Here is a 22,382-nt window from a genome sequence, read left to right on the forward strand (position 1 = left end):
GCGTCCGGCCGTCTCTCCAACCCGTCCCACCGTCTCTCCAGTGTGTCACAAGCGCCTCAGCAGCGCCGGTGAAGGGGTATTTACGGATTAGGTCTGGGACCTGCAACCCCCAATCTGAAAAAACTTTGCATTTCTTAACAGAAACTTCTCTAGGTTAATAAAAACAACAGGTTAGCTTAACAATTCTCTCTTCCGAGCCGGTAACGGACCGCACGGAATGGGGGAAAGAACGGCCCCTGGGCGGAATCGTACCCAATGCTGGGTATGCGCCCGGAACCGGGGCAGACAAAACGCCGCCCGAGTCTCCTCGGACGGCGCAAATTCTGCGAAGGTCGCAGGCTTACTTCAGATCGAACCTGTCTGCATTCATGACCTTGTTCCAGGCCGAGACGAAATCGCAGACAAATTTGCCTTCTGCGCCTGCCTGACCGTAGACCTCGACCAGAGCCCGCAGCTGCGAGTTGGAGCCGAAGACCAGATCGACGCGGGTACCGGTCCACTTGACCTCACCGCTGGCGCGGTCCCGACCCTCATAGACGCCCTTGCCCGCGGGTTTCCATTCGGTGCCCATGTCCAGCAGGTTGATGAAGAAGTCGGTGCTGAGCGTGCCGACGCGGTCGGTCAACACACCATGCTTGGTGTCACCAAAATTGGCTCCGATCACGCGCAGACCGCCAACCAATGCGGTCATTTCCGGCGCCGACAGAGTCAGCAGCTGGGCCTTGTCGACCAGAAGCTCTTCGGGTGAAACCGAATAATCCGTCTTCTGATAGTTGCGGAAGCCGTCGGCCTCGGGCTCGAGCACGGCAAAGCTGTCCACATCGGTCTGATCTTGCGTCGCATCGGTGCGGCCAGGTGTGAACGGAACCTCAACCTCCTGACCACCGGCCTTGGCGGCCTGTTCGACACCCACATTACCAGCCAGAACGATCACGTCGGCCAGAGACACTTTCTTGCCCCCGGATTGTGCGCCGTTGAACGTCGCCTGAACGCCCTCAAGCGCGGTCAGCGCCTTGGCCAGCTTCATCGGTTCGTTCGCGTCCCAGTCTTTCTGCGGAGCAAGACGGATACGTGCGCCATTGGCACCGCCGCGCTTGTCCGAGCCGCGGAAGGTCGAGGCCGAAGCCCATGCGGTCGAAACCAGCTCGGACACCGACAGGCCAGTGGCCGCGATCTTAGCCTTCAGCTCGGCCACATCCGCGTCACCGATCAGCTCGTGATCCACGGCGGGGACATTGTCTTGCCACAGCAGTTCCTCGGCCGGAGATTCCTCGCCGATGTAATTCGAGCGCGGGCCCATGTCGCGGTGGGTCAGTTTGAACCATGCACGGGCGAAAGCGTCAGCGAATTCTTCCGGGTTCTCGTGAAAACGCTTTGAGATCGGACCATAGATCGGGTCCATGCGCATCGCCATGTCGGCGGTGGTCATCATGGTTTTGACCTTCTTCGACGCGTCATGCGCCGCCGGGGCCATGTCTTCTTCTTTGACATTCACCGGTTCCCAAATCCACGCGCCCGAGGGGCTTTTGGTCAGGTTCCAGTCATATCCGAACAACAGGTCGAAATAGCCGTTATCCCATTGGATCGGATTTGCGGTCCAGGCGCCCTCGACCCCTGATGTCGTGGTATCGTCACCCTTGCCGGACCCAAACTTGTTGATCCAACCAAAGCCCATCTCTTCGATCGGGGCCGCTTCGGGTTCGGGGCCGACCAGATCGGGATCGCCCGCACCATGCGCCTTGCCGAAAGTGTGACCACCAGCAACCAGAGCAACGGTTTCCTCGTCATTCATTGCCATACGGCCAAAGGTGTCGCGGATGTCACGACCCGAAGCCAGAACGTTGGGCTCTCCGTCCGGACCTTCAGGGTTTACATAGATCAGGCCCATCTGCACTGCGGCCAGAGGGTTTTCCAGATCGCGCTCACCGGAATACCGGCTCTGCGGATTGTCGGTCGGGGCCAGCCATTCTGTCTCGGTTCCCCAATAGATGTCTTCTTCGGGGGCCCAGATATCGGCACGGCCGCCGGCAAAACCAAAGGTTTTGCCACCCATGGATTCGATGGCGCAGTTACCTGCCAGGATCATCAGGTCAGCCCAGGAAATCTGGTTTCCGTATTTTTGCTTGATCGGCCACAGCAGACGACGCGCCTTGTCGAGGTTACCGTTGTCCGGCCAACTGTTGAGCGGCGCAAAACGCTGGTTCCCGGTCGAGGCCCCGCCACGGCCATCTGCCGTCCGGTAGGTGCCTGCACTATGCCAGGCCATCCGAATGAACAGACCACCATAATGGCCATAATCCGCCGGCCACCACTCCTGTGAATCCGTCATCAACGCATATAGGTCTTCTTTCAGCGCCTTCATATCCAGCTTTTTGAACTCTTCAGCATAGTCGAAATCCGAACCCAGAGGATTCGACGCCGCTCCGTGCTGGTGCAGGATCGACAGGTTTAGCTGGTTCGGCCACCAATCCCGGTTGGAACGGGTTCCAGCGCCGTGCATCACAGGGCATCCGCCTGCTTTGGGGTTATCACTTCCGTCCATATCGGTCTCCAATCCTAGCTAATATCCGGCGATCTTGCGCAGTGAAATTCGTGGTAATCAAGAACACAGATTCAAGACACGTCTTCCCCATCCAAATACGCTGAGCATCTGGCAAGGGTATCGGTATTCCTGAAGTCCTGACCTAGTCAGAAATAGCAAATTGCATTCATGCATAAAAGTTTTGTTTAATGATGAAAACCATAGGAAATAATTATGAAGAGAACATCCCCGGATCCCGTGCAATCGGAGCAATTTTCAAATCCCTGAATAACCTTGGGTCACATATAGACCACAACCCTTGTTTTTCATCCGTATGCGACCACTGTCTTTATGAACGACATGAGCGCGGGTTCTTTTGTTCGGATCCGCGCCTAATACAGATTGACCGGCGTATTTGACTGCCGGTTCCGAAAATTTTTGGAGTCTGAATGCAATTTGATTATGTAATTGTCGGCGCAGGATCCGCCGGTTCGGTTCTTGCCGGTCGCCTGAGCGAAGATCCTGGAATACGTGTCTGCCTTCTTGAAGCCGGAAACGGCGGCAACGGCATGCTTACCAGATTGCCCGCGGCAACAGTGGCCTCGCTGCCGGGGCGGCCGAAAATCAACAACTGGGCATTTGAAACCGTGGCCCAACCGGGGCTGAACGGCCGCAAAGGATATCAGCCGCGCGGCAAGACGGTGGGCGGGTCCAGCGCGATTAACGCAATGTTGTACGTCCGGGGTCAGCGTCAGGACTATGATGGCTGGGCTGAAATGGGCTGTGCCTGTTGGGACTGGGACAACGTCCTTCCCTATTTCAAGATGTCCGAACATAACGAAGATGGCGCCGACGACCATCACGGCGACAGCGGCCCTCTGCACGTGTCAAACCAGAAAGAGCCGCGCCCGATCACGCGTGCCTTTATTGAAGCTGCCGAACAGATGCAGCACCGCCGAAGCCAGGACTTCAACCGGGGCGATAACGAGGGCGTTGGTCTGTATCAGGTCACACAGTTTCACGACCCGTCGAAGAATGGCGAGCGATGCTCGGCAGCGGCGGCCTATGTCTTTCCGGTCATGGACCGCCCGAACCTGACGGTCATTACCGACGCCCATGCCAAAGAGCTGACCTTTGAAGGAAAGCGGGCCACCGGCGTGGTGTACAGGAAAAAGGCCAAAGGTGCGGATATCACTGTCTCCGCCAGGCGCGAGGTTCTGGTTTGCGCCGGTGCACTTCAAACTCCGCAGTTGTTGCAGCTATCCGGGATTGGTGCCGCTGATGATCTGGTCAAACATGGGATCGAGGTGCGGCACGACCTGCCGGGCGTTGGCAAGAACCTGCAGGACCATCTGGATTTCACGCTGCTCTATAAAACCCGGGACACCAACACATTCGGCATCGGTGTCGCTGCCGCATTGAATTTGGCAGGGCATATTTGGCGCTGGCGTAAGACCGGTAAGTCGATGGCGGCCACGCCATTTGCCGAGGGCGCCGCGTTTCTGAAAACCTCCCCGGATTTGGATCGCCCCGACATCCAGCTGCACTTCGTCATTTCCTTGGCCGATGATCATGCAAGGAAGCTGCATTATGGCTATGGGTTCGGCTGCCATGTGTGCAAATTGCGCCCCGAAAGCCGTGGCACGGTCGGGCTGCACAGCGCCGATCCCTTTGCCGCTCCGGCAATTGATCCGGCTTACCTGTCCGATGACCGCGATCTGGACACGCTGATCAAGGGCGCGCGTATGACCAAAGACATTCTGCACGCGCCGGCCTTCAGTAAATTCCGGTACAAAGCGATGTACGGCATAGATGACGCTCAAACCGATGCGGATTGGGAGCACCATATTCGCGCTCGCGCAGATACGATCTATCACCCGGTCGGAACCTGCAAAATGGGTGTGGATGCGATGGCCGTGGTTGACCCCGAACTGCGTGTGCGCGGGATCGAGGGGCTGCGCGTGGTCGATGCATCGGTCATGCCTACTCTGGTTTCGGGAAACACCAACGCCCCAACCATCATGATCGCCGAGAAAGCCGCGGACCTGATCAAAGCCACCGCCCGATAAGGGCTCAGCCGTCCTTCATCAGGGCCTGCAGTCCAGCGCGGTAATCCGGATACAAAAGCCGGATACCCAGTTCATCCTTGATCCGGTCATTCCTGACCCGCTTGTTTTCATTATAGAAACTTCGGGCCATCGGGGACATATCGGCCTGGTCGAACGGAACCGCAGCGGGCAGAGGCAGGCCTTGAAGTTCAGCCGCATAGGCGATGACATCCTGTGGCGGCACCGGCTCATCGTCACAGACATTGTAAATCGCACCTGGGTTCGGCGATGCCATCGACGCCGCAAGCACCTGCGCGATGTCCGCCACATGGATGCGCGAGAACACCTGCCCCGGTTTGATTATGCGGCGCATTCCCACCCGTTTAAGTTTGGAAAATGGGCCGCGCCCGGGGCCATATATCCCGGCAAGGCGAAAGATGTGGACGGGCAGGCCCGGAATGTCTTGCCATTGTGTCTCGGCCCGGACGCGCCACCTGCCGCGCTCGGCCATTGGTGAAGGAAGGGTCGCCTCGTCCACCCAACCGCCTTTGTGGTCCCCATAGACTGCGGTTGTGGAAAGGTATCCGACCCAATCGAACTGACCTGCGCGGTCAGCGATTTTGTCGCCAAGCGCCGCCAGCACTGGATCTCCGCCCGCATTCGGCGCGGTAGAAATCAACAGATGTGTTACCCCGTCCAAATCAACCGTCTGACCGGGCCAGATCACCGGTTCGGCACCGGATGCGCGGACCGCACCCGATTGCGCCGGATCGCGCGTAGTTCCGAATACGCGCCAACCCGCCGGTTCAAGATGCCGCGACAGGGCCTGCGCCGAATATCCGTGACCGAATGAAAAGAGTGTCTTAACCATATCCTTCTTGATGATCGCCAATGGTCCAAGATGCAAGCACCCGCCACTGGATACTTGATTCGAATCCCCACATACGCCTTTCATGAGTCATGAGTACAAAATCGCCCGACCTGCATGCAGCTTATGCGCTAGACAGCCCCGAGGACCACAAACGGCTTTATGCCGAATGGGCCGGCGACTATGATGACGGTTTTGCGGCGCGCGAGGACTATCAGTTGCATATCCACACCGCCCGCGCCTTTGTCAGCGCCGGGGGACAGGGTCCGGTTTTGGATGTCGGTGCAGGCACCGGGCTTTGCGGTGCGGTACTGGCCGGGTTGGGCGTTGGTCCGATCGACGCCACCGATATCAGCGCCGAGATGCTGGATCAGGCCCTGCGCAAAGACATCTACCGCGACGCGATTGAGGCTGACCTGAACCAGGGCATCCCGGTGCCGCGCGACAGCTATTCGGGCATTGTGTCCTCGGGCACATTTACCCATGGCCATCTCGGCCCCGAGGCCCTGCCCGCGCTGTTGAACGTGGCCCGGACAGGCGCGCAATTCGCTCTGTCGATTAACGCGAAACACTACGAATCTCTGGGATTTGCTGACGCACTGCACCAGCTTGCCCATGGGCAGATACAAAACCTGTCCCTGCCCGAAGTTCGAATCTACGGCGACCTGGCTGCCGGGCCCAACCGGGACGATACCGCCCTTATCGCAATGTTCGAGAAGATCTGAACCCGCTCAGCGCCCTTTCCAGACCGGGTCGCGTTTCTCGGCAAAGGCGCGCGCGCCTTCGAGGTTGTCTTCAGAACCATATAGAATGTCCACCGTCGGCAACTGCCGCCCGGTGATCCGGTTCATGGCATCCTGAAACTTGGAATCTTCGGCGTCGCGCACGATCTCTTTGATCGCCGCGTAAACCAGCGGGGGGCCGCTGGCCAATAAACGGGCCAGTTCCCATGCCCGGTCTAAAAGCTGATCACTTGGGACAATCTCGTTGATCAGGCCCCACCCTTTTGCCTCAACCGGATCGAACCAGCGGCCAGTCAGCAGCAGTTCCATCGCGATATGGTAGGGGATGCGTTTTGGCAGCTTTACACTGGCCGCATCGGCCACGGTGCCCGACCGGATTTCGGGCAGGGCAAAGCTGGCATGCTCTGCAGCGATGATCATATCCGCACTCAGCGCCAGTTCCAGCCCTCCACCACAGGCAATCCCGTTCACCGCGGCGATGACAGGCTTGTTCATATCCCGCAATTCCTGCAGCCCGCCAAAACCGCCGACTCCATAATCTCCGTCCACGGCGTCTCCGTCCGCGGCGGCCTTCAGGTCCCACCCCGGGCAAAAGAACTTTTCGCCACCACCGGTCAGGATGGCCACGCGCAACTCAGGATCATCGCGGAATTCGCGGAACACTTCACCCATGACCCGGCTGGTGGCCAGATCAATGGCATTTGCTTTGGGTCGGTCCAGAGTGACCTGCAGAATCGCGCCATCGCGCTTGGTTTTAACCGGGTTCATATACGTGCCTTTCGGATCAGAGCATCCACGGCCACAGCGCCATCGGGATTGCAGATGAGTGGATTGATTTCAACTTCGCTGACATGGGCTGCATTGGCAATAACATAGGCTTGCACAGCCTCGGCTGCATTCAGGATCGCCTCGGTATCCGCCGCCGGTTTACCGCGATACCCCGCAAGCAACGGCGCACAGTTCAGCTTGCCCAGCGCCTGACGGACCACGTCCCGGGATGACGGGATCAGCACTGAAACACTGTCGCGCAGAATTTCGGTCAGCACGCCTCCAGCCCCTAGCGTCAGAACATAGCCATGGGCCGGATCACGGGTGACGCCGATCAATAACTCGGCAACACCGCCTTGGGCCATCTCTTCGATCAGAACTTCGTCGGTTCCAAGCTCGGTCGCAACCGCGCTCAGATCGTCCAAGCCGACGCCAAGGCGCACCGCACCGTGTTCGGATTTATGCGCAAGCCCGACGCCCTTGACCGCGAATGGAGCCGTCAGATTCGATGCAGCATGCGCAGCCTTGTCCGGACGCGTCACTACGGATTGAGGAATCCGCAGACCATGATCTGCCAGCGCCCGTTTGGCCTCTGCTTCGGTCAAGACATGGTTTGCCTCAGCCTGCGAGGGCAACAGTACCGGATCAGCCGGTGCCGCAACCGGCCGCGCGGCGGCCTCAACCGCAGCCAAGGCTTCATGCAGACCGGCAAAAGGCACCACACCGCCGACCAGCAGGCGCTGCGCCACTTCCTCTGGCAAAAGTTCTGGTAGGGTCGCGGCAACGGCAAAAGGTCGCCCGGTTTGGGCGGCGCAGTTCAACGCCGCTTGGGTGGCACATTCCCAATCCGATGCGTCGGTATGAGGATAGTCGACAATCGCAATGGTAATGGCTTGTTCCGGCCCGGTCATCGCCGACCACGCGCGGGTCATCGCTTCGGTATCGCGCCATATATAGGTGTGGTAGTCTAGCGGGTTCGCCAACGCCACCATTGGGCCCAAAGCCGCCCGCAGGTCAGTTTTCTGTGCCTCGGTCAAGGGGGGGAAATGCAGATCACGCCCCTCTGACATATCGGCGGCGAGGCTGGCCTCACCACCCGAGCAGCTGATCGTGCTCAACCCGGTGCCGTCCAACCGACCCGTGACATGCAACAGCTTGAGGCATTCCAAAAAGCTGGGAATGTCGTCCAGCCGGGCGATTCCCAACCGGTCCAGAAACGCCTGCGCGCCCGCATCACCACCTGCCAAAGACGCGGTATGCGAAATCGTCGCCGCCTGCGCATGGGAGGAGCGGCCCATCTTCAGGGCAACAACCGGAATGCCCCGGCTGCGTGCCTTGTCGGCCAAAGCCTCCCATTTTCGCAGATCGCCAAACCCCTCGATATGAACACCGATAGCGGTGATCCGGTCGTCGTCCAGAAGTGTTGAGGCAACGTCAGCCTGATGTGTCTGCGCCTGATTCCCGCAGGTCAGCATGAACGCCAGCGGCAGGGCCCGGCGTTGCATGGTCATGTTGATTGCAATATTCGAACTTTGCGTCAGGATCGCTACGCCTCGTTCCACCGGTTGCATCCCATGCTGATCCGGCCAGACTGCGACTTGATCCAGCCCGTTGACGAAACCATAGCAGTTGGGACCCAGAACAGGCATTTCCCCGGCGGCTGCTATCAACTGGTCCTGCAGATCCGCGCCCAAATCATCCTCGGCTCGCGCCTCGGTGAACCCCGACGCGAAACAAACCGCACCCCCTGCCCCGATCGCTGCCAGCGCCTGAACCGCCTCGATTGTTGCATGACGATTGATGCCCACAAAGGCCACATCCGGGGCCGTGGGCAAATCCTCGAGCCGCGCAAAAGCGCGCTCTCCGGCCACCTCAGAGGCTTTGGGATGGACCGGCCAGATATCGCCCTGAAACCCGAACTTGCGCGCCTGTTGAATGACTGACGCGCACCAAGCCCCACCACCGATCACGGCAATGGAGCTTGGGTTCAACGCCCGTGCCAGCGCCGTTGTCATGCGCCAAGTGCCCGCAACAGCTCACGACTGATGATGTGACGCTGAATCTCGCTGGTACCGTCCCAGATGCGTTCGACGCGCGCATCGCGCCAGAACCGTTCCAGCGGGTAATCGTCCATCAGCCCCATGCCGCCATGCACCTGAATCGCGGCATCGGTCACCCGCGACAGCATCTCGGAGGCGTAAAGCTTGGCCGAGGCAATCTCGCGGTTTGCAGGCAGCCCTTTGTCCAGCCGGTCGGCCGCTGCCAGCGTCAACAGGTCAGCGGCATCGATTTCGGTGATCATATCGGCGATCTGGAATGACACGCCCTGGAACTTGCCGATTTTCTGACCGAATTGTTCACGCGTGGCTGCATAGTCCAGCGCATAGTCAAAGGCGCGACGTGCGCGTCCGACCGACATGGTCGCCACGGTGATGCGGGTGGCATATAGCCAGGTATTCATCACCTCGAACCCGCCATCGACCTCGCCCAACACCTGACTGTCGGGCAGGCGACAATCGTCAAAATCCAGGACCATGTTCTTATAGCCCCGGTGGCTGACCGATTTATACCCGTCCCGGATGGTGAATCCCGGCGTGCCGCGATCCACAAGAAAGGCTGTGATCCGTTTCTTTGGACCTTTTGGCGTCTGATCTTCACCCGTCGCGATGAAAACGATGATGAAATCGGCATGCTCCGCGCCCGAGATGAAATGTTTGGTCCCGTTGACGACCCAATCTCCGCCGTCTCGAACTGCGGCACATTTCATACCACGCACATCCGAACCTGCACCTGGTTCGGTCATCGCCAGTGCATCCATCCTTTCGCCCCGAACTGCGGGCATCAGATAGCGTTCGACTTGCTCGCCCTCGCAGGCCATCAGGATGTTTTGCGGACGGCCAAAGAAGTGGTTCAAGGCCATCGATCCCCGACCCAGTTCGCGCTCGACCAGTGCAAATTCCCGATGGTTCAGCCCGGCACATCCGACGCTTTCGGGAAAATTGCAGGCATAGAAACCCAATTCAATTGTCTTGCGCTTGATCTCATCCGCTATTTCCTGCGGAACCTCGCCGGTACGTTCAACCAGCTCTTCATGTGGATAGATCTCTTTCTCGACGAAACTGCGAACAGTCGCGGCGATCATCTCTTGCTCGTCGGTCAGGCCATATTGCATCTGCGGTCTCCACATCTGGGGCTTGCGATATCGTGGCCCGGGTTGCAAAGTTCATCGTGCAGAAATAGACGTTAACCATGCGAAAATGGACAAAATCGCCTGCCGCGATGCAGCAATTCGGGGTTCTGCTTTTTGATGGGTTTTCAAACCATTGCCTTGCCAACACCGTCGAACCCCTGCGCGCGGCCAATTCGCTGGCTGGACGAAAACTGTATGACTGGGAATTCCTGTCGCTGACAGAAGGGCCGGTCACATCATCCTCGGGGTTGCAGGTTACGCCGCACGCAAGACTGCAATCTGCCCGCGGCGGTACATTGATGGTGATGCCATCATATGGGTTTCGCGCGCATGGCGGCTGGCCGACGCTGACCGGATTGCGATCCGCCGCAAATCGCTATGACGTTCTGGCTGGGCTGGACACCGGAAGCTGGCTGCTGGCGCTGGCCGGACTGCTGGACGGGTATCGCGCCACCATCCATTGGGAAGAGCTGACCGGCTTTACCGAGCGGTTCCCCGAGATCGACGCCCGGCGCGAGCGGTATGTCCTAGACCGGAATCGCATTACCTGTTCCGGCGCCATGGCCGCGTTTGATCTTGTGTTGCACCTGATCGGTCAGGACCACGGGCAGGCGCTGGCCCTCGAGGTGGCGCAACTGTTCATGACCCGCGATTCCGCGCGGTCGCATTCCGGAGGGGTCGGGGCAACCAGTGGGTATGTGAACAAGGCCTTGGCGCAGATGCAGGAGAATCTTGAAACTCCGCTGCCCATTACGGAGATCGCCCGACAGGTCGGACGCTCGCACAAGGCGTTGTCCACGCGCATGCAGGCCGAGCTTGGCGCAGGTCCGGCCCAGGTCTATCGCCGCTTGCGCCTGAATCTGGCGCGGAAACTGGTGACAGAGACCGACCTGACCGTCAGCGAGATCGCCCTGCGCGCCGGGTACGACGACCCCAGCGCCCTGACCCGTGCCTTCCGGGCCGAGTTCGGGATCACTCCGCGCGCCCTGAGGGTCGGCTAGGTATACATCTGCTTTTTATAGGCCCGCGTGCGTGTCGTCGCCTCGGCCGAGCCGTCATGATAGGTGCCAAACCACTTGTCGAACGGGATCTCTGAGGTGCCATAGTTGCACTCGAAATACCGGTGATGCAGCTGGTGGAAAAAATCGCCTGCGCGGGCGGCCTCGGTCTCCCCGGCTTTCAGCTTTTCGAACCCGGAATGGGACAGAACCGGGCTGACCTGCTGGAAATAGGCGTGGAATAACAAATGTATCGGGTGCGACGGCACGATCAGGTGGATGAAATAGGTGGTGAAGTACAACAGGTTCTCAAACCAGTGATTTGATATCCCCGACCACGGCCCGATATTGACGTTGCGGTGATGCACGGCGTGGACATGTTTATAGAGCTTGGGGTGATGTTCCAGCCGATGCACCCAATAGAAATGCAGCCCCGACCACATGGGGATTAGCGACATCCAGATCACAAACCAGACCGGTGCGGCGGACCATGTGACCGTGGGGACATAGCCATTTGCCATCGCCCAATAGATCCCCCATTGGTAAATCGTGGCGACACTCATGGCGCTGCCCAGGGTCCACCAGATATTGTCCCAGACCTGATTGCGAAAGGTGAAGGTCCCGTTGTCCCGGGTCAGATCCCGGCGGTCGAACTTCTTGTACATGCCCTGCCCTTTGCGCATGTACAGCCACCAATGCAGCCCGCCCGCGACCAGAATCTGAGGCACCATGTTCAGCAACCAGATTCGGAACATCCAGCCGGGCTGGAAGGTCTTCATCGTCTCTAAACCCGGGAAAAACAGCACATAGGCCACCACCGCAAGCCCCAGGCACAGGGTCAGGGCAGTGACCTGAAGCCATGCACCACCATACCATTTCAACACTGCAGACAGGCGGGGCGGCCAGTTAAACAGCGGGTTCAAAGCCACAGGCCCATCGGGGTGGTAATTCCAGCGGGCGGCCTCGGGATTTTGGTCAGTGTCCGGCATCACGGTCTCTCGTCAGCTTGCGTAATCCGAGCCTTCGGCATCCAACAGGGCCTTGATCTCACGCAAATGTGCCTCGGCCTGATCGGGATATTCTTCCAGTTCCTGAGCTGTCTTTTCCGCAATCTCGTCTGACAAAACGCGCAGGGGTTGGCCCGTCTGTAAGGCACGGATATACGTTTCAGCAGCGCGTTCGAAATAGTAGAGTCTATTAAAGGCATCTGCCGGGTTACTGCCCAAAATCAAAACCCCATGATTACCCATGATCATGACTTTCTTTTTTGGGTCTGCCAGCATGGTTGCGCAACGTTCCCCCTCGCTTTCGAAAGCAAGTCCACCAAATTCGTGATCGACCACATAACGGTTGTAAAACGTAGTGGTGTTCTGATCGATCGGCGGCAATGTGCTGTCGGCCAACGAGGCCAGAACCGTGGCAAAGATGGAATGCACATGCATTACACAGCGGGCATGAGGACAGTGCCGGTGAATCGAACCATGCAGGCCCCAGGCAGTTGGGTCCGGTGCGCCGGGTTGGGTCATGACATCAGCGTCTTTGGCATCCAGAAATAGCAGGTTCGATGCTTTGACTCGTGCAAAATGCATCTGATTGGCGTTCATCAAGAATTGCGTGCCGTCCTGATTCACCGCCAAGCTAAAATGGTTTGCGACCCCTTCGTGCATATTCAGACGTTCAGCCCATCGAAATGTGGCCGCCAAATCCACACGTTCAGGCCAATGGTCAATATTGGGGCGCAAGCTGGCAACGCTCATTTCCGTCTCCTGTCAGCGGATTGCTTGATTGGAAAATCGTGCCCGCAGTAGAAAAAATTGACCAACGAAAAAATCGCGCCTATTTCATAAGCTGAACTAATGGCCAGGTTATGCCCATGCAAAAACAGCTGCCCCCGTTGGGTTGGCTTCGGACTTTCGAGGCCGCGGCCCGCCACCTGTCCTTTACCGCTGCAGCGCGCGACCTGAACATGACACAAAGTGCAGTCAGCCAGCAAATCAAGTCGCTTGAGGCCTATCTTGGCCAACCGCTTTTCCTGCGCCGTCCCCGCGCACTTGAATTGACCGGGGCCGGGATCAGCTATCTCCCTGTCGTGCGTGAGGCATTTCGCACATTACTGCGCGGAACGCGGGCCGTGACCGGGGCCCAGCAGAACGCGGTGCAGGTACAATGCAACATCACTTTTGCGGTCAACTGGCTGGCCCCTCGCCTTCCAATGTTTCAGGCCGAACACCCGTCTGTACAGCTGAACATATTCACCGAGTTGTGGGAGCCCCGGGAAATGGCGGAGGGGGCTGCGGTAGAAATTCGATTTTCGCTCAGACCTTCGGACACGGTGCGAACCGAACTGCTGCGATCCGATCATTATTATCCGGTTTGCGCGCCGGGCTATGAGGTGTCGCTGGATACACTACAGCGAACCCCCTTGTATGACTGCTCAAACCTGCTGTCGAATTGGCAGAATTGGATCGAAGATCAGGGTCTAATTTGGGAAAATCCTCCGATCACATATTCCACCACCTATCTGGTCAGCCTGTCGGTTGCGATGGCCGGGGGTGGCTTGTGCCTGACGCATGACACAATCGCGCGCGACTTGATTGATGAAGGTCGATTGGTTGCACCATTCGAATATCGCGCGGTTGTGCCAGAGGCTTATTACCTGTTGCTGTCGCCTCAGGCAGAAGAGTCACCAGGAGCGATTGCCTTTGCCGAATGGGTCCGGCGCGAGATTGCGAAAACGTTCCCTGGCTAGGCCGTGGCTCTCCTGCCTAGCATAGCGGCTCTTAAGGGACCTTCACGGGGCTAGGCACAACAGCGCTGACGCGCTGCATGACGGAATCATGATAACTGCCGAGCAGGGGTTGCACCTTTCCGTGCGTTCGGGAAAGTTGGGCCATGGAATTCACACCTTTCCCAAGCTGGCCCGATACCGCCCCCCATTTGATCGCTGTCGCCGCAGGGCGTCAAGCCGCTGACCTTGTTGTCCGCAGCGGGATCTGGGTTAACGTGCACAGCCGCGAAGCCCTGCCCGATCATGACATCGCGATTGTCGATGGACGTATCGCCTATGTTGGCCCCGATGCTTCGCACTGCGTCGGCCCGAACACCCGGATCATCGAGGCAGAGGGGCGGTATATGCTGCCCGGCCTGTGCGACGGGCATATGCATATCGAATCAGGAATGCTGACCCCGGCCGAATTTGCGGGGGCCGTTATCCCTCATGGCACGACAAGCATGTTCACTGACCCGCACGAAATAGCCAACGTGCTGGGCCTGGACGGCGTTCGAATGATGCATGACGAGGCGCTGATGCAGCCCGTTAACATTTTCACCCAGATGCCTTCTTGCGCGCCGTCGGCGCCGGGGCTTGAGACCACCGGTTATGAGATCACCCCCGAAGACGTGGCCGAGGCGATGAACTGGCCGGGCATCATCGGACTGGGCGAGATGATGAATTTCCCAGGCGTCATTCATGGCGATCCCAAGATGCTGGCCGAGATTGCCGCGACCCAACGGGCAGGGAAAACCGTTGGCGGGCACTATGCTTCGCCTGATTTAGGGCCTGACTTTGCTGCCTATGTGGCAGGCGGCCCGGCGGATGACCACGAAGGCACCTGCGAAGCCGATTCCATCGCGCGTGTGCGTCAGGGGATGCGATCCATGATGCGGTTGGGATCCGCCTGGTATGACGTCGAAAGTCAGATTACCGCCATCACCGAGAAAGGGTTGGATTCTCGAAACTTCATCCTGTGCACGGATGATTGCCATTCCGGCACGCTGATAAATGACGGGCACATGAATCGTGTGGTGCGCCATGCTATCAGCTGTGGCTGCGACCCTTTGGTGGCGCTGCAGATGGCAACGATCAATACAGCCACGCATTTCGGGTTGGAGCGCGATATCGGCTCGATCACGCCCGGGCGCAGAGCGGATATCATCCTCAGCTCGGACCTGAAGGACCTGCCCATCGAGCTTGTCATAGCGCGCGGCCAAATCGTGGCAGAGGACGGCAAGATCACTGTGGACTGCCCGCATCTGAATTGGCCTGCAGCCGCTCGAAACACCGTGCATCTGGGCCATGCCCTGACCAGCGCGGATTTTCAGATCGAGGCCCCTAAGGGGGCGAACCGCGTTCAGGCCAATGTGATTGGTGTGGTCGAAAACCAAGCCCCGACCAAAGCGTTAAAGGCCGAACTGCCCATCATTGGCGGCCTGGTTGAAGCCGAGGGTGAGGTCTGCCAGATTGCGCTTGTCGAACGCCACCGCGCAACGGGCGGGGTCACAAATGCCTTTGTCTCGGGGTTTGGATATCAGGGGCGCATGGCAATGGCTTCGACCGTTGCCCATGACAGTCACCATATGATTGTTGTTGGGACCGACCGCGAACAGATGGCCCTTGCCGCAAATCGGCTGGCCGAGATCGGCGGTGGCATCACCATTTTCCGAGACGGTGAGGAACTGGCGCTGGTGGAACTGCCCATCGCTGGACTGATGTCTGATAGCCCGGCAGCCGAAGTGGCCGCCAAGGCCGAACAAATGGTTCGGGCGATGCAGGCCTGTGGCTGTAAACTGAACAACGCCTATATGCAGCACTCATTGCTGGCCCTGGTGGTGATCCCGGAATTGCGGATCTCGGATGTCGGGCTGGTGGATGTGCGCAAATTTGAAAAGATCGATCTTTTGGAACCCCTTGCATGACAATAATACGAGCACCTAAGGCCCCCGCGCCCGAGAACTTCACAGATCCCGCAGCCGCGGTCGCAAGGTTGGAAGAACTGTACGAGCAAGCCACCAGCTTCCTGTGCGAGAACTTTGCCAATGTGATCGAGCACGGAGCACCAACTGAACGCTTCAGAGCCTATTACCCGGAAATTCGCATCAAAACCTCCTCCTATGCGCGGGTCGACAGCCGGCTAAGTTTTGGTCACGTCTCGGAACCGGGCATCCACTCGACCACTGTAACGCGGCCAGATCTGTTCCGGTCCTATTTGACCCAACAGATTGCCCTATTGATCAGAAACCATGACCAGCCGGTCACGATCGGGGCCTCGGACACACCCATTCCGGTTCATTTCGCCGTGGCCAACAATCCTGATCTGATCGTTCCGCATCAGGGCGCCGCCGGATTTACCCTACGCGATGTATTCGACGTACCGGACCTGACAACCACCCATGACGACATCGTCAATGGCGTCCATGACCACGAGGAAGAAGACGGCCCGCTGTCTTTGTTTACTGCGCAAAGGGTCGACTATTCACTGGCCCGGCTGGCGCATTACACTGCGACTGATCCCAGTCATTTCCAGAACCATGTGCTGTTCACCAACTATCAGTTCTACGTCTCGGAATTCGAAAACTATGCACGCGCGCAGCTGGCCGAACCAGACAGTGGCTATACCAGCTTTGTCTCGACCGGAAATGTCGAGATCACCACCGAAGGCGGAACGCTGGAACAACCCCTGAAGCTGCCGCAGATGCCGACCTATCACCTAAAGCGGGCGGATGGATCGGGTATCACGCTGGTCAACATCGGCGTCGGTCCGTCGAACGCCAAAACCGCGACCGATCATATCGCCGTGCTACGCCCGCATGCCTGGCTGATGGTTGGCCACTGTGCCGGGCTGCGCAACACACAGGCATTGGGCGATTTTGTTCTGGCCCATGCCTATCTGCGCGAAGACAAGGTTCTGGATGATGACCTGCCGGTCTGGGTGCCGATTCCGCCTTTGGCCGAGATTCAGGTTGCGCTGGAACAGGCTGTAGCCGAGGTCACCGAGCTGGAAGGTTATGAGCTGAAACGGGTCATGCGCACAGGCACCGTCGCTTCGGTCGATAACCGCAACTGGGAACTGCGCGACCAATCCGGCCCGGTACAGCGACTCAGCCAATCACGGGCAATCGCGCTGGATATGGAAAGCGCGACCATTGCCGCCAACGGCTATCGGTTCCGTGTTCCCTATGGCACGTTGCTCTGTGTTTCAGACAAGCCGCTGCACGGCGAATTAAAGCTTCCTGGCATGGCCTCTGCCTTCTATACCACGCAGGTCAGCCGCCATCTCGCGATCGGAATTCGTGCGATGGAGCACCTGAGGGGCATGCCGCTGGAGCGCCTGCACAGCCGGAAATTGCGTTCCTTTGATGAAACGGCCTTTCTCTGAAGCAAAAAAGCAACGAATTCCCCCTATTTTTAGGGTTTTCGACGCTACTATTCGTTGTGTTCACCTACAATATCCCGTTACAGTTACGCGGTGAGGCCCTATTTATCGGGCACGTTAAGGAGACCAAGAAATGGCAAAGCCTATGACAAAGACTCAGCTGGTTGCTGCTCTCGCTGAGGAAATGGGAACCGACAAGAAAGCTGCGAACACTGCGCTGGAGGCCATGACCGGCCTGATCACCCGCGAAGTGTCGGCGGGCGGCGCGGTGACCCTGCCTGGTGTCGGCAAAATCTACTGTCGCGAGCGCCCCGAGCGCATGGTGCGTAACCCTGCCACCGGCGAGCAGTTCAAGAAAGAAGCCGACAAAGTGGTCAAAATGACCATTGCGAAGGCGCTGAAGGACAGCGTGAACGGCTGATCCCAGCTTTCACCGCAAAACGATCAAGGGCCGCCGCTTGGGGGCCCTTTTTCTTTTACCCCCCTATTGAAGCCAGTTTTTTATAAGGCTTTGGGAGGCCGGCCGTGGTCAGACTGGTGTTATGCAATCTGAGATCAGCGAAGAATAAATCTAGCGCCGCGCTCATTGGCTGGGTGCGCAACAGGACCGGTGGCCTAAGCTGGCGAATGCCACAAATTCGCGAGGCTGGCCCCGTCACAGAGCAAGAACGGACAATATCCGGTCGACTTTCGGACCAGTAATTTGTTTTGCCGCACTCGCCCCAAAAAGAAATTCATTCTAGGCGATGGATATTTTGATTGGCTCATCCGAACCAATTTTTAGTCATGTGTCACCTTTCGAAGCGAGTGAACTGTCTAAAGTTCGGAAAAAAAATGATTTCATTAGATATCTTGGCGACCCCGGCAGGATTCGAACCTGCAACCTGCCCCTTAGGAGGGGGCTGCTCTATCCAGTTGAGCCACGGGGCCGCGCAAAACTCTCTGTAGCGTGGTTTTTTCGGGTTGTCATCGGCTTTGAAGGGCAGTTGTAAAATGCGTCCTGTTCACGCTACCATCGGACAAAACAACAACGCAGGTGCACCCCGTGACCACAGAAAACAAACGCCCGCTCACCCTTCGTGATGTTTCTGAAGCGTCCGGAGTGTCTGAGATGACGGTCAGCCGGGTTCTGCGCAATCGGGGTGACGTGTCGGATGCGACCCGCACACGCGTTCTGGCCGCAGCAAAAGAGCTGGGATACGTGCCGAACAAAATCGCTGGTGCGCTTGCCTCAAGCCGGGTGAACCTTGTGGCAGTGATCATCCCGTCACTGTCGAACATGGTGTTCCCCGAGGTGCTGACCGGCATCAATCAGATTCTTGAGGATACCGAGCTGCAGCCGGTGGTCGGCGTCACCGATTATTTGCCCGAAAAAGAGGAAAAAGTCCTGTACGAGATGCTCTCGTGGCGGCCCTCGGGCGTGATCATCGCCGGATTGGAACATACCGATGCCGCACGCGCTATGCTGGATTCGGCGGGGATTCCGGTGGTCGAGATCATGGACACCGATGGTAAGCCGGTGGACGCGATGGTCGGGATATCCCATCGCCGCGCTGGACGTGAGATGGCACAGGCGATCCTGAAAGCGGGCTATGAACATATCGGCTTTATGGGCACCAAAATGCCCCTGGATCACCGCGCTCGGAAACGGTTCGAAGGCTTTACCGAAGTGCTGGGCAAGCATGGGATCGAGATCGAAGACCGCGAGTTTTATTCCGGCGGCTCGGCCTTGGCCAAAGGCCGCGAGATGACTCAAGCCATGTTGGAACGCTCACCGGATCTGGATTTTCTGTATTATTCCAACGACATGATTGGTGCTGGTGGATTGCTGTATCTGTTGGACCAGGGGATAGACATTCCAGGCCAGATCGGTTTGGCAGGGTTCAACAATGTCGAACTGTTACAGGGTCTGCCGCGCAAGCTGGCCACAATGGATGCATGTCGACACGAGATTGGGCGCAAGGCAGCCGAGATAATCGCCGTTCAGCTTTCCGATCCCGCTTCCGAGGTCGAAAACCGCATAACTCTGACCCCCAAGATCAGTTATGGCGATACGCTGAAACGCCGCTGATCCATGGCGATGCAAAGGCTGAACAATCGGGCGGCCCGCGCTCTGTTCATGGACCGGCACGCGCTGGCAGAACAGCCGTCCGGGGCTGCGAAAGGGCCTGACCTGCTTGAATTGATCAGGCGTCTGGGATTTGTTCAGCTGGACAGTATCAACACGGTCGCCCGCGCCCATGACATGATCCTGTTTTCGCGCAGGCCCGCCTATCGCGCCAAAAACCTCAAGCATGTGTATGAACGTGACCGTGGGCTGTTCGAACATTGGACCCATGATGCCGCAGTCATTCCGATGGAGTTCTACCCCCATTGGCATCTACGGTTTCAGCGCGACGCTGACCAGTTGAAATCGCGCTGGAAAAACTGGCGTCGCGATGGGTTTGAGCAGCAATTTGAAACCGTATTGCAGCATATACGCGATCATGGGCCAGTTTCCTCGTCGGATGTGGGAAAAGACGAAAAGAAAGGCTCCGGTGGATGGTGGGATTGGCACCCGTCGAAAACCGCGCTTGAATTCCTCTGGCGCTCGGGCGCACTGACCGTGATCGGCAGACAGGGGTTCCAGAAACGCTATGACCTGACCGAGCGGGTGATCGAGACGCATCTTTGCCCCGGCAATATGCCTTGTGACGCCGAACATACCGTGGATTGGCTGTGCCATGCGGCACTTGACCGGCTTGGGTTTGCGACTTCGGGCGAATTGGCGGCGTTTTGGGACACGGTCAGCGCGGCTGAGGCGCGAGACTGGTGCAAAACCGCCCTCGCCGAGGGGCGTGTCGAAGAGATCGAGATCGTATGCGCCAATGGCCAGGCCAGAAAGCTGTTCGCACGTCCAGGAATCGCGGAACAGGCCGCGCAAATCGCCCCGGCGCCGGGTCGGATCAGGGTGCTCAGCCCGTTTGACCCCATGCTGCGTGACCGTGACCGTGCGCAGCGGCTGTTTGGGTTTCACTACCGGATCGAGGTTTTTGTTCCTGCCCCTAAACGCACCTATGGCTATTATGTTTTCCCGCTTCTCGAAGGAGACCGACTGATTGGCCGGATCGACATGAAGGCCCATCGCGATCAGTCGGTGCTGCGGGTCAGCGCCCTGTGGCCAGAACGAACAGTACGGTGGTCAGATGCCCGCACGCGCCGCCTACAGGCCGAACTGGACCGGGTTCGTCGCTTTGCCGGGTTGGATGACATAGAATTTGCCGAGAATTGGCAAAAAGACCCTATTTAGGGTCTGATATACTCAATTTGACCGGCTGCAACCCGTCAATCTCACCCTCGAGTGAATCTCCGGGCTGAACCGGCCCTACACCAGCCGGCGTTCCGGTCAGGATCAAGTCCCCTGGTCGCAGATGATAATAGCCGGACAAGTGACTTATGATCTCGTCAATCGACCAGATCAGCTCATCCAAGGTTGCGTCCTGCCGGGTTTCGCCATTAACGCGCAAAATGATGCGTTTTTGCGGGTCGGGTTGCCAATCGCTCACGCGGGTCAGAGGGGCAAATACGGCTGCATTCTCGAAATCTTTTCCAAGATCCCAAGGGCGCTGTTTGTTGCGCTCGCGAATTTGCAGATCACGTCGGGTCATGTCCAGGGCGCAGCCAAAGCCAAACACCGCTTCCTGCACCTGAGAAGTATCAGCTTGAAAAACCGGCTTTCCGATTGCAACAGCCAGCTCCATCTCATGGTGAAAATTTTCGGTCCCCGGAGGGTAAGCCGTCGTCACCCCAGACAGGACCGCGTTTGCAGCGGCCTTGGTGAAATAGAAAGGGGCCTCACGGTCGACCTCATGTCCCATTTCAGCCGCATGTGCGGCATAGTTCCTGCCCACACAAAAGATTCGCCCAACCGGGTATGTGTCGTCCTCGCCGGTAACCGGCAAAGCGATCGGATCAGGAATAGAGAACAGGCTACCCATCATCATGCCGCCATAACACAGGTTAGTTAAAGTGGATAATAAAGGGCATAAACCAGAGCAAGTCGCAATCCTTGGAAACTCGCACGCCGGTTTTTGCCGACAAATCCGGGATAATTCGGCGCAGGCTTGCCCAAATCGAACCGGTAAGCCTGCACGTGTTTCAAAATTCGCAGACATGGCTACTTATGGCGCTGGGCTTACTTTCAACATGCGACTGAAAACACTGCGACAGCTCATTCAGTTTTTAGCCGTCAAACCTTGGAAAACGGCTGTATCGCGCTAGCTTGTTGCTAACAGAAAGCGTTCAGCACTGAGACGTCACCACTCACAAAGGCGGCGGACCACCAATCCTCCGCCTTCTTGCGAAGACACCCGCGTGGACGGCAGAAATCGCTGAAATCCGGGTGCGAGTATTCAGAGGACCACGGCCAAACACCCATCCCCCTGGGTAAGTTTGCGTCTGAGAAAACCCGATTTTCGGGGTCTGATGTTCTCTGAAACGTTGCCGGATCGTTTGAACACCCCTCGTATCCGGCTGTAGGCCAGGCACATGGTCCACTCGGGCCTGGCCACTCCGCCAGAGAGGTCACAAAGGCCCTCTGGCGGAGCCCACACACCGTTAGTCCCGAGAATCTGATTGTAATTTCAACTCGTGCAGATCGTTGAGAAGATCCAGCAACGCCTCATGCCGCTCTGGTCCCAGCGTGTTGCGGATTTCTTCAGCCAAAAGCAACGTATAGTCGATGTTATCCCGGATAATCCCTGCCCCTTTGACCGTGATCTCAACAATCTGCCTGCGCTTGTCGACCGGATGGCTTTTCCGCACGACAAGGCCCTTGGCCTCAAGCTTTTGCAGAATGCGGGTCAGGCTGGGCAAAAGCAGACAGGCACGGTCAGCAATATGCGTGGGCTCTTGCGGGCCTTCCTCTTCCAGCACCCGCAGAACCCGCCATTGCTGTTCGGTTACGCCCGCCTCGACAAGCATTCTACGGATAGGCCCCATAACCCGTTCCCTCGCGCGCAGCAGCGCAATAGGCAAAGACCGGGACGTCAATGGAATTTCATGAGCCATGTTAAATTCTGGCCGAATTCGGTTCATTCTTCAACTGACCTTTCC

At 58.0% G+C, this 22,382-nt stretch carries 18 protein-coding genes and 1 tRNA gene; 9 read left to right on the forward strand and 10 right to left on the reverse strand.

Going from position 1 to position 22,382, the window contains the following annotated elements:
* Positions 1 to 340: 340 nt before the first annotated feature.
* Positions 341 to 2,542 carry a catalase/peroxidase HPI gene (gene katG, locus AC2FH0_RS20140; RefSeq protein WP_496790188.1) on the reverse strand — a complete coding sequence of 734 codons (2,202 nt, stop codon included), beginning with the start codon at positions 2,540 to 2,542 and terminating at the stop codon, positions 341 to 343.
* Positions 2,543 to 2,970: 428 nt separating this feature from the next.
* Here katG and AC2FH0_RS20145 point away from each other — a divergent pair, with 428 nt between their 5' ends.
* Positions 2,971 to 4,590 (forward strand): GMC family oxidoreductase, encoded by a 1,620-nt coding sequence (locus tag AC2FH0_RS20145; protein ID WP_496790190.1) that lies wholly within the window; start codon positions 2,971 to 2,973, stop codon positions 4,588 to 4,590.
* 4 nt (positions 4,591 to 4,594) lie between these two features.
* Here the strand turns inward: AC2FH0_RS20145 and AC2FH0_RS20150 are convergent, their stop codons facing one another.
* Positions 4,595 to 5,440: an SDR family oxidoreductase gene (locus AC2FH0_RS20150; protein ID WP_142637589.1), complete on the reverse strand. Its 846-nt coding sequence runs from the start codon at positions 5,438 to 5,440 to the stop codon at positions 4,595 to 4,597.
* A gap of 89 nt (positions 5,441 to 5,529) precedes the next feature.
* Between AC2FH0_RS20150 and AC2FH0_RS20155 the strand changes: the two genes are divergently transcribed.
* Positions 5,530 to 6,162, forward strand: coding sequence for a class I SAM-dependent DNA methyltransferase (locus tag AC2FH0_RS20155; RefSeq protein ID WP_142637587.1), 633 nt, complete (start codon positions 5,530 to 5,532; stop codon positions 6,160 to 6,162).
* Between the two features lie 6 nt (positions 6,163 to 6,168).
* Here the strand turns inward: AC2FH0_RS20155 and AC2FH0_RS20160 are convergent, their stop codons facing one another.
* The 3 genes from AC2FH0_RS20160 to AC2FH0_RS20170 are packed head-to-tail and all read right to left on the reverse strand — an operon-like array spanning position 6,169 to position 10,120.
* On the reverse strand, positions 6,169 to 6,948 hold the full coding sequence (locus tag AC2FH0_RS20160; protein WP_496790192.1) for a carnitinyl-CoA dehydratase: 780 nt from the start codon (positions 6,946 to 6,948) through the stop codon (positions 6,169 to 6,171).
* A complete protein-coding gene (locus AC2FH0_RS20165; protein ID WP_496790195.1) occupies positions 6,945 to 8,963 on the reverse strand; it encodes an acetate--CoA ligase family protein in 2,019 nt (672 codons plus the stop codon). The genes AC2FH0_RS20160 and AC2FH0_RS20165 overlap by 4 nt, the downstream gene beginning before the upstream one ends.
* A complete protein-coding gene (locus tag AC2FH0_RS20170; protein ID WP_281973960.1) occupies positions 8,960 to 10,120 on the reverse strand; it encodes an acyl-CoA dehydrogenase family protein in 1,161 nt (386 codons plus the stop codon). The genes AC2FH0_RS20165 and AC2FH0_RS20170 overlap by 4 nt, the downstream gene beginning before the upstream one ends.
* 77 nt (positions 10,121 to 10,197) lie before the next feature.
* Between AC2FH0_RS20170 and AC2FH0_RS20175 the strand changes: the two genes are divergently transcribed.
* A complete protein-coding gene (locus AC2FH0_RS20175) occupies positions 10,198 to 11,139 on the forward strand; it encodes a GlxA family transcriptional regulator (RefSeq protein WP_496790196.1) in 942 nt (313 codons plus the stop codon).
* Here AC2FH0_RS20175 and AC2FH0_RS20180 read toward each other — a convergent pair.
* Entirely contained in the window at positions 11,136 to 12,125 is a 990-nt protein-coding gene (locus AC2FH0_RS20180; protein WP_271952593.1) for a sterol desaturase family protein, read from the reverse strand. The genes AC2FH0_RS20175 and AC2FH0_RS20180 overlap by 4 nt on opposite strands.
* Before the next feature lie 12 nt (positions 12,126 to 12,137).
* Positions 12,138 to 12,893: a class II aldolase and adducin N-terminal domain-containing protein gene (locus tag AC2FH0_RS20185; RefSeq protein ID WP_271952596.1), complete on the reverse strand. Its 756-nt coding sequence runs from the start codon at positions 12,891 to 12,893 to the stop codon at positions 12,138 to 12,140.
* 116 nt (positions 12,894 to 13,009) lie between these two features.
* On the opposite strand from AC2FH0_RS20185, the gene AC2FH0_RS20190 reads away from it, so the two are divergent.
* The 4 genes from AC2FH0_RS20190 (at position 13,010) to AC2FH0_RS20205 (ending at position 17,709) form a co-directional block, all read left to right on the forward strand.
* On the forward strand, positions 13,010 to 13,885 hold the full coding sequence (locus AC2FH0_RS20190) for a LysR family transcriptional regulator (protein ID WP_496693079.1): 876 nt from the start codon (positions 13,010 to 13,012) through the stop codon (positions 13,883 to 13,885).
* Between the two features lie 143 nt (positions 13,886 to 14,028).
* Entirely contained in the window at positions 14,029 to 15,831 is a 1,803-nt protein-coding gene (ade, locus tag AC2FH0_RS20195; protein WP_496790198.1) for an adenine deaminase, read from the forward strand.
* Complete coding sequence (locus AC2FH0_RS20200) at positions 15,828 to 17,291, forward strand: AMP nucleosidase (RefSeq protein ID WP_496707753.1); 1,464 nt, start codon at positions 15,828 to 15,830, stop codon at positions 17,289 to 17,291. The genes ade and AC2FH0_RS20200 overlap by 4 nt, the downstream gene beginning before the upstream one ends.
* 130 nt (positions 17,292 to 17,421) lie before the next feature.
* The gene (locus AC2FH0_RS20205; protein ID WP_142637567.1) at positions 17,422 to 17,709 is read left to right on the forward strand and encodes an HU family DNA-binding protein; all 288 of its coding nucleotides are present in this window, start codon (positions 17,422 to 17,424) and stop codon (positions 17,707 to 17,709) included.
* Between the two features lie 432 nt (positions 17,710 to 18,141).
* Here AC2FH0_RS20205 and AC2FH0_RS20210 read toward each other — a convergent pair.
* Positions 18,142 to 18,218 (reverse strand) — tRNA-Arg (locus AC2FH0_RS20210).
* Positions 18,219 to 18,333: 115 nt separating this feature from the next.
* On the opposite strand from AC2FH0_RS20210, the gene AC2FH0_RS20215 reads away from it, so the two are divergent.
* Both AC2FH0_RS20215 and AC2FH0_RS20220 read left to right on the forward strand, forming a co-directional pair.
* Positions 18,334 to 19,359 carry a LacI family DNA-binding transcriptional regulator gene (locus AC2FH0_RS20215; RefSeq protein WP_496690504.1) on the forward strand — a complete coding sequence of 342 codons (1,026 nt, stop codon included), beginning with the start codon at positions 18,334 to 18,336 and terminating at the stop codon, positions 19,357 to 19,359.
* Positions 19,360 to 19,362: 3 nt separating this feature from the next.
* Complete coding sequence (locus tag AC2FH0_RS20220; protein ID WP_496790201.1) at positions 19,363 to 20,577, forward strand: winged helix-turn-helix domain-containing protein; 1,215 nt, start codon at positions 19,363 to 19,365, stop codon at positions 20,575 to 20,577.
* On the opposite strand, the gene AC2FH0_RS20225 is transcribed toward AC2FH0_RS20220, so the two are convergent.
* Entirely contained in the window at positions 20,570 to 21,268 is a 699-nt protein-coding gene (locus tag AC2FH0_RS20225) for a fumarylacetoacetate hydrolase family protein (protein ID WP_496693083.1), read from the reverse strand. The genes AC2FH0_RS20220 and AC2FH0_RS20225 overlap by 8 nt on opposite strands.
* A 616-nt stretch (positions 21,269 to 21,884) precedes the next feature.
* Complete coding sequence (hpaR, locus tag AC2FH0_RS20230) at positions 21,885 to 22,337, reverse strand: homoprotocatechuate degradation operon regulator HpaR (protein ID WP_281973862.1); 453 nt, start codon at positions 22,335 to 22,337, stop codon at positions 21,885 to 21,887.
* Between the last annotated feature and the right edge of the window lie 45 nt (positions 22,338 to 22,382).

Source organism: Ruegeria sp. CDSC051 (assembly GCF_059610665.1).

What these genes read in the sequence shown, in the direction of transcription:
- katG (WP_496790188.1), bottom strand. Translation starts at nt 2,542, where the DNA reads ATGGACGGAAGTGATAACCCCAAAGCAGGCGGATGCCCTGTGATGCAC.
- AC2FH0_RS20145 (WP_496790190.1), top strand. Translation starts at nt 2,971, where the DNA reads ATGCAATTTGATTATGTAATTGTCGGCGCAGGATCCGCCGGTTCGGTT.
- AC2FH0_RS20150 (WP_142637589.1), bottom strand. Translation starts at nt 5,440, where the DNA reads ATGGTTAAGACACTCTTTTCATTCGGTCACGGATATTCGGCGCAGGCC.
- AC2FH0_RS20155 (WP_142637587.1), top strand. Translation starts at nt 5,530, where the DNA reads ATGAGTACAAAATCGCCCGACCTGCATGCAGCTTATGCGCTAGACAGC.
- AC2FH0_RS20160 (WP_496790192.1), bottom strand. Translation starts at nt 6,948, where the DNA reads ATGAACCCGGTTAAAACCAAGCGCGATGGCGCGATTCTGCAGGTCACT.
- AC2FH0_RS20165 (WP_496790195.1), bottom strand. Translation starts at nt 8,963, where the DNA reads ATGACAACGGCGCTGGCACGGGCGTTGAACCCAAGCTCCATTGCCGTG.
- AC2FH0_RS20170 (WP_281973960.1), bottom strand. Translation starts at nt 10,120, where the DNA reads ATGCAATATGGCCTGACCGACGAGCAAGAGATGATCGCCGCGACTGTT.
- AC2FH0_RS20175 (WP_496790196.1), top strand. Translation starts at nt 10,198, where the DNA reads ATGCGAAAATGGACAAAATCGCCTGCCGCGATGCAGCAATTCGGGGTT.
- AC2FH0_RS20180 (WP_271952593.1), bottom strand. Translation starts at nt 12,125, where the DNA reads ATGCCGGACACTGACCAAAATCCCGAGGCCGCCCGCTGGAATTACCAC.
- AC2FH0_RS20185 (WP_271952596.1), bottom strand. Translation starts at nt 12,893, where the DNA reads ATGAGCGTTGCCAGCTTGCGCCCCAATATTGACCATTGGCCTGAACGT.
- AC2FH0_RS20190 (WP_496693079.1), top strand. Translation starts at nt 13,010, where the DNA reads ATGCAAAAACAGCTGCCCCCGTTGGGTTGGCTTCGGACTTTCGAGGCC.
- ade (WP_496790198.1), top strand. Translation starts at nt 14,029, where the DNA reads ATGGAATTCACACCTTTCCCAAGCTGGCCCGATACCGCCCCCCATTTG.
- AC2FH0_RS20200 (WP_496707753.1), top strand. Translation starts at nt 15,828, where the DNA reads ATGACAATAATACGAGCACCTAAGGCCCCCGCGCCCGAGAACTTCACA.
- AC2FH0_RS20205 (WP_142637567.1), top strand. Translation starts at nt 17,422, where the DNA reads ATGGCAAAGCCTATGACAAAGACTCAGCTGGTTGCTGCTCTCGCTGAG.
- AC2FH0_RS20220 (WP_496790201.1), top strand. Translation starts at nt 19,363, where the DNA reads ATGGCGATGCAAAGGCTGAACAATCGGGCGGCCCGCGCTCTGTTCATG.
- AC2FH0_RS20225 (WP_496693083.1), bottom strand. Translation starts at nt 21,268, where the DNA reads ATGATGGGTAGCCTGTTCTCTATTCCTGATCCGATCGCTTTGCCGGTT.
- hpaR (WP_281973862.1), bottom strand. Translation starts at nt 22,337, where the DNA reads ATGGCTCATGAAATTCCATTGACGTCCCGGTCTTTGCCTATTGCGCTG.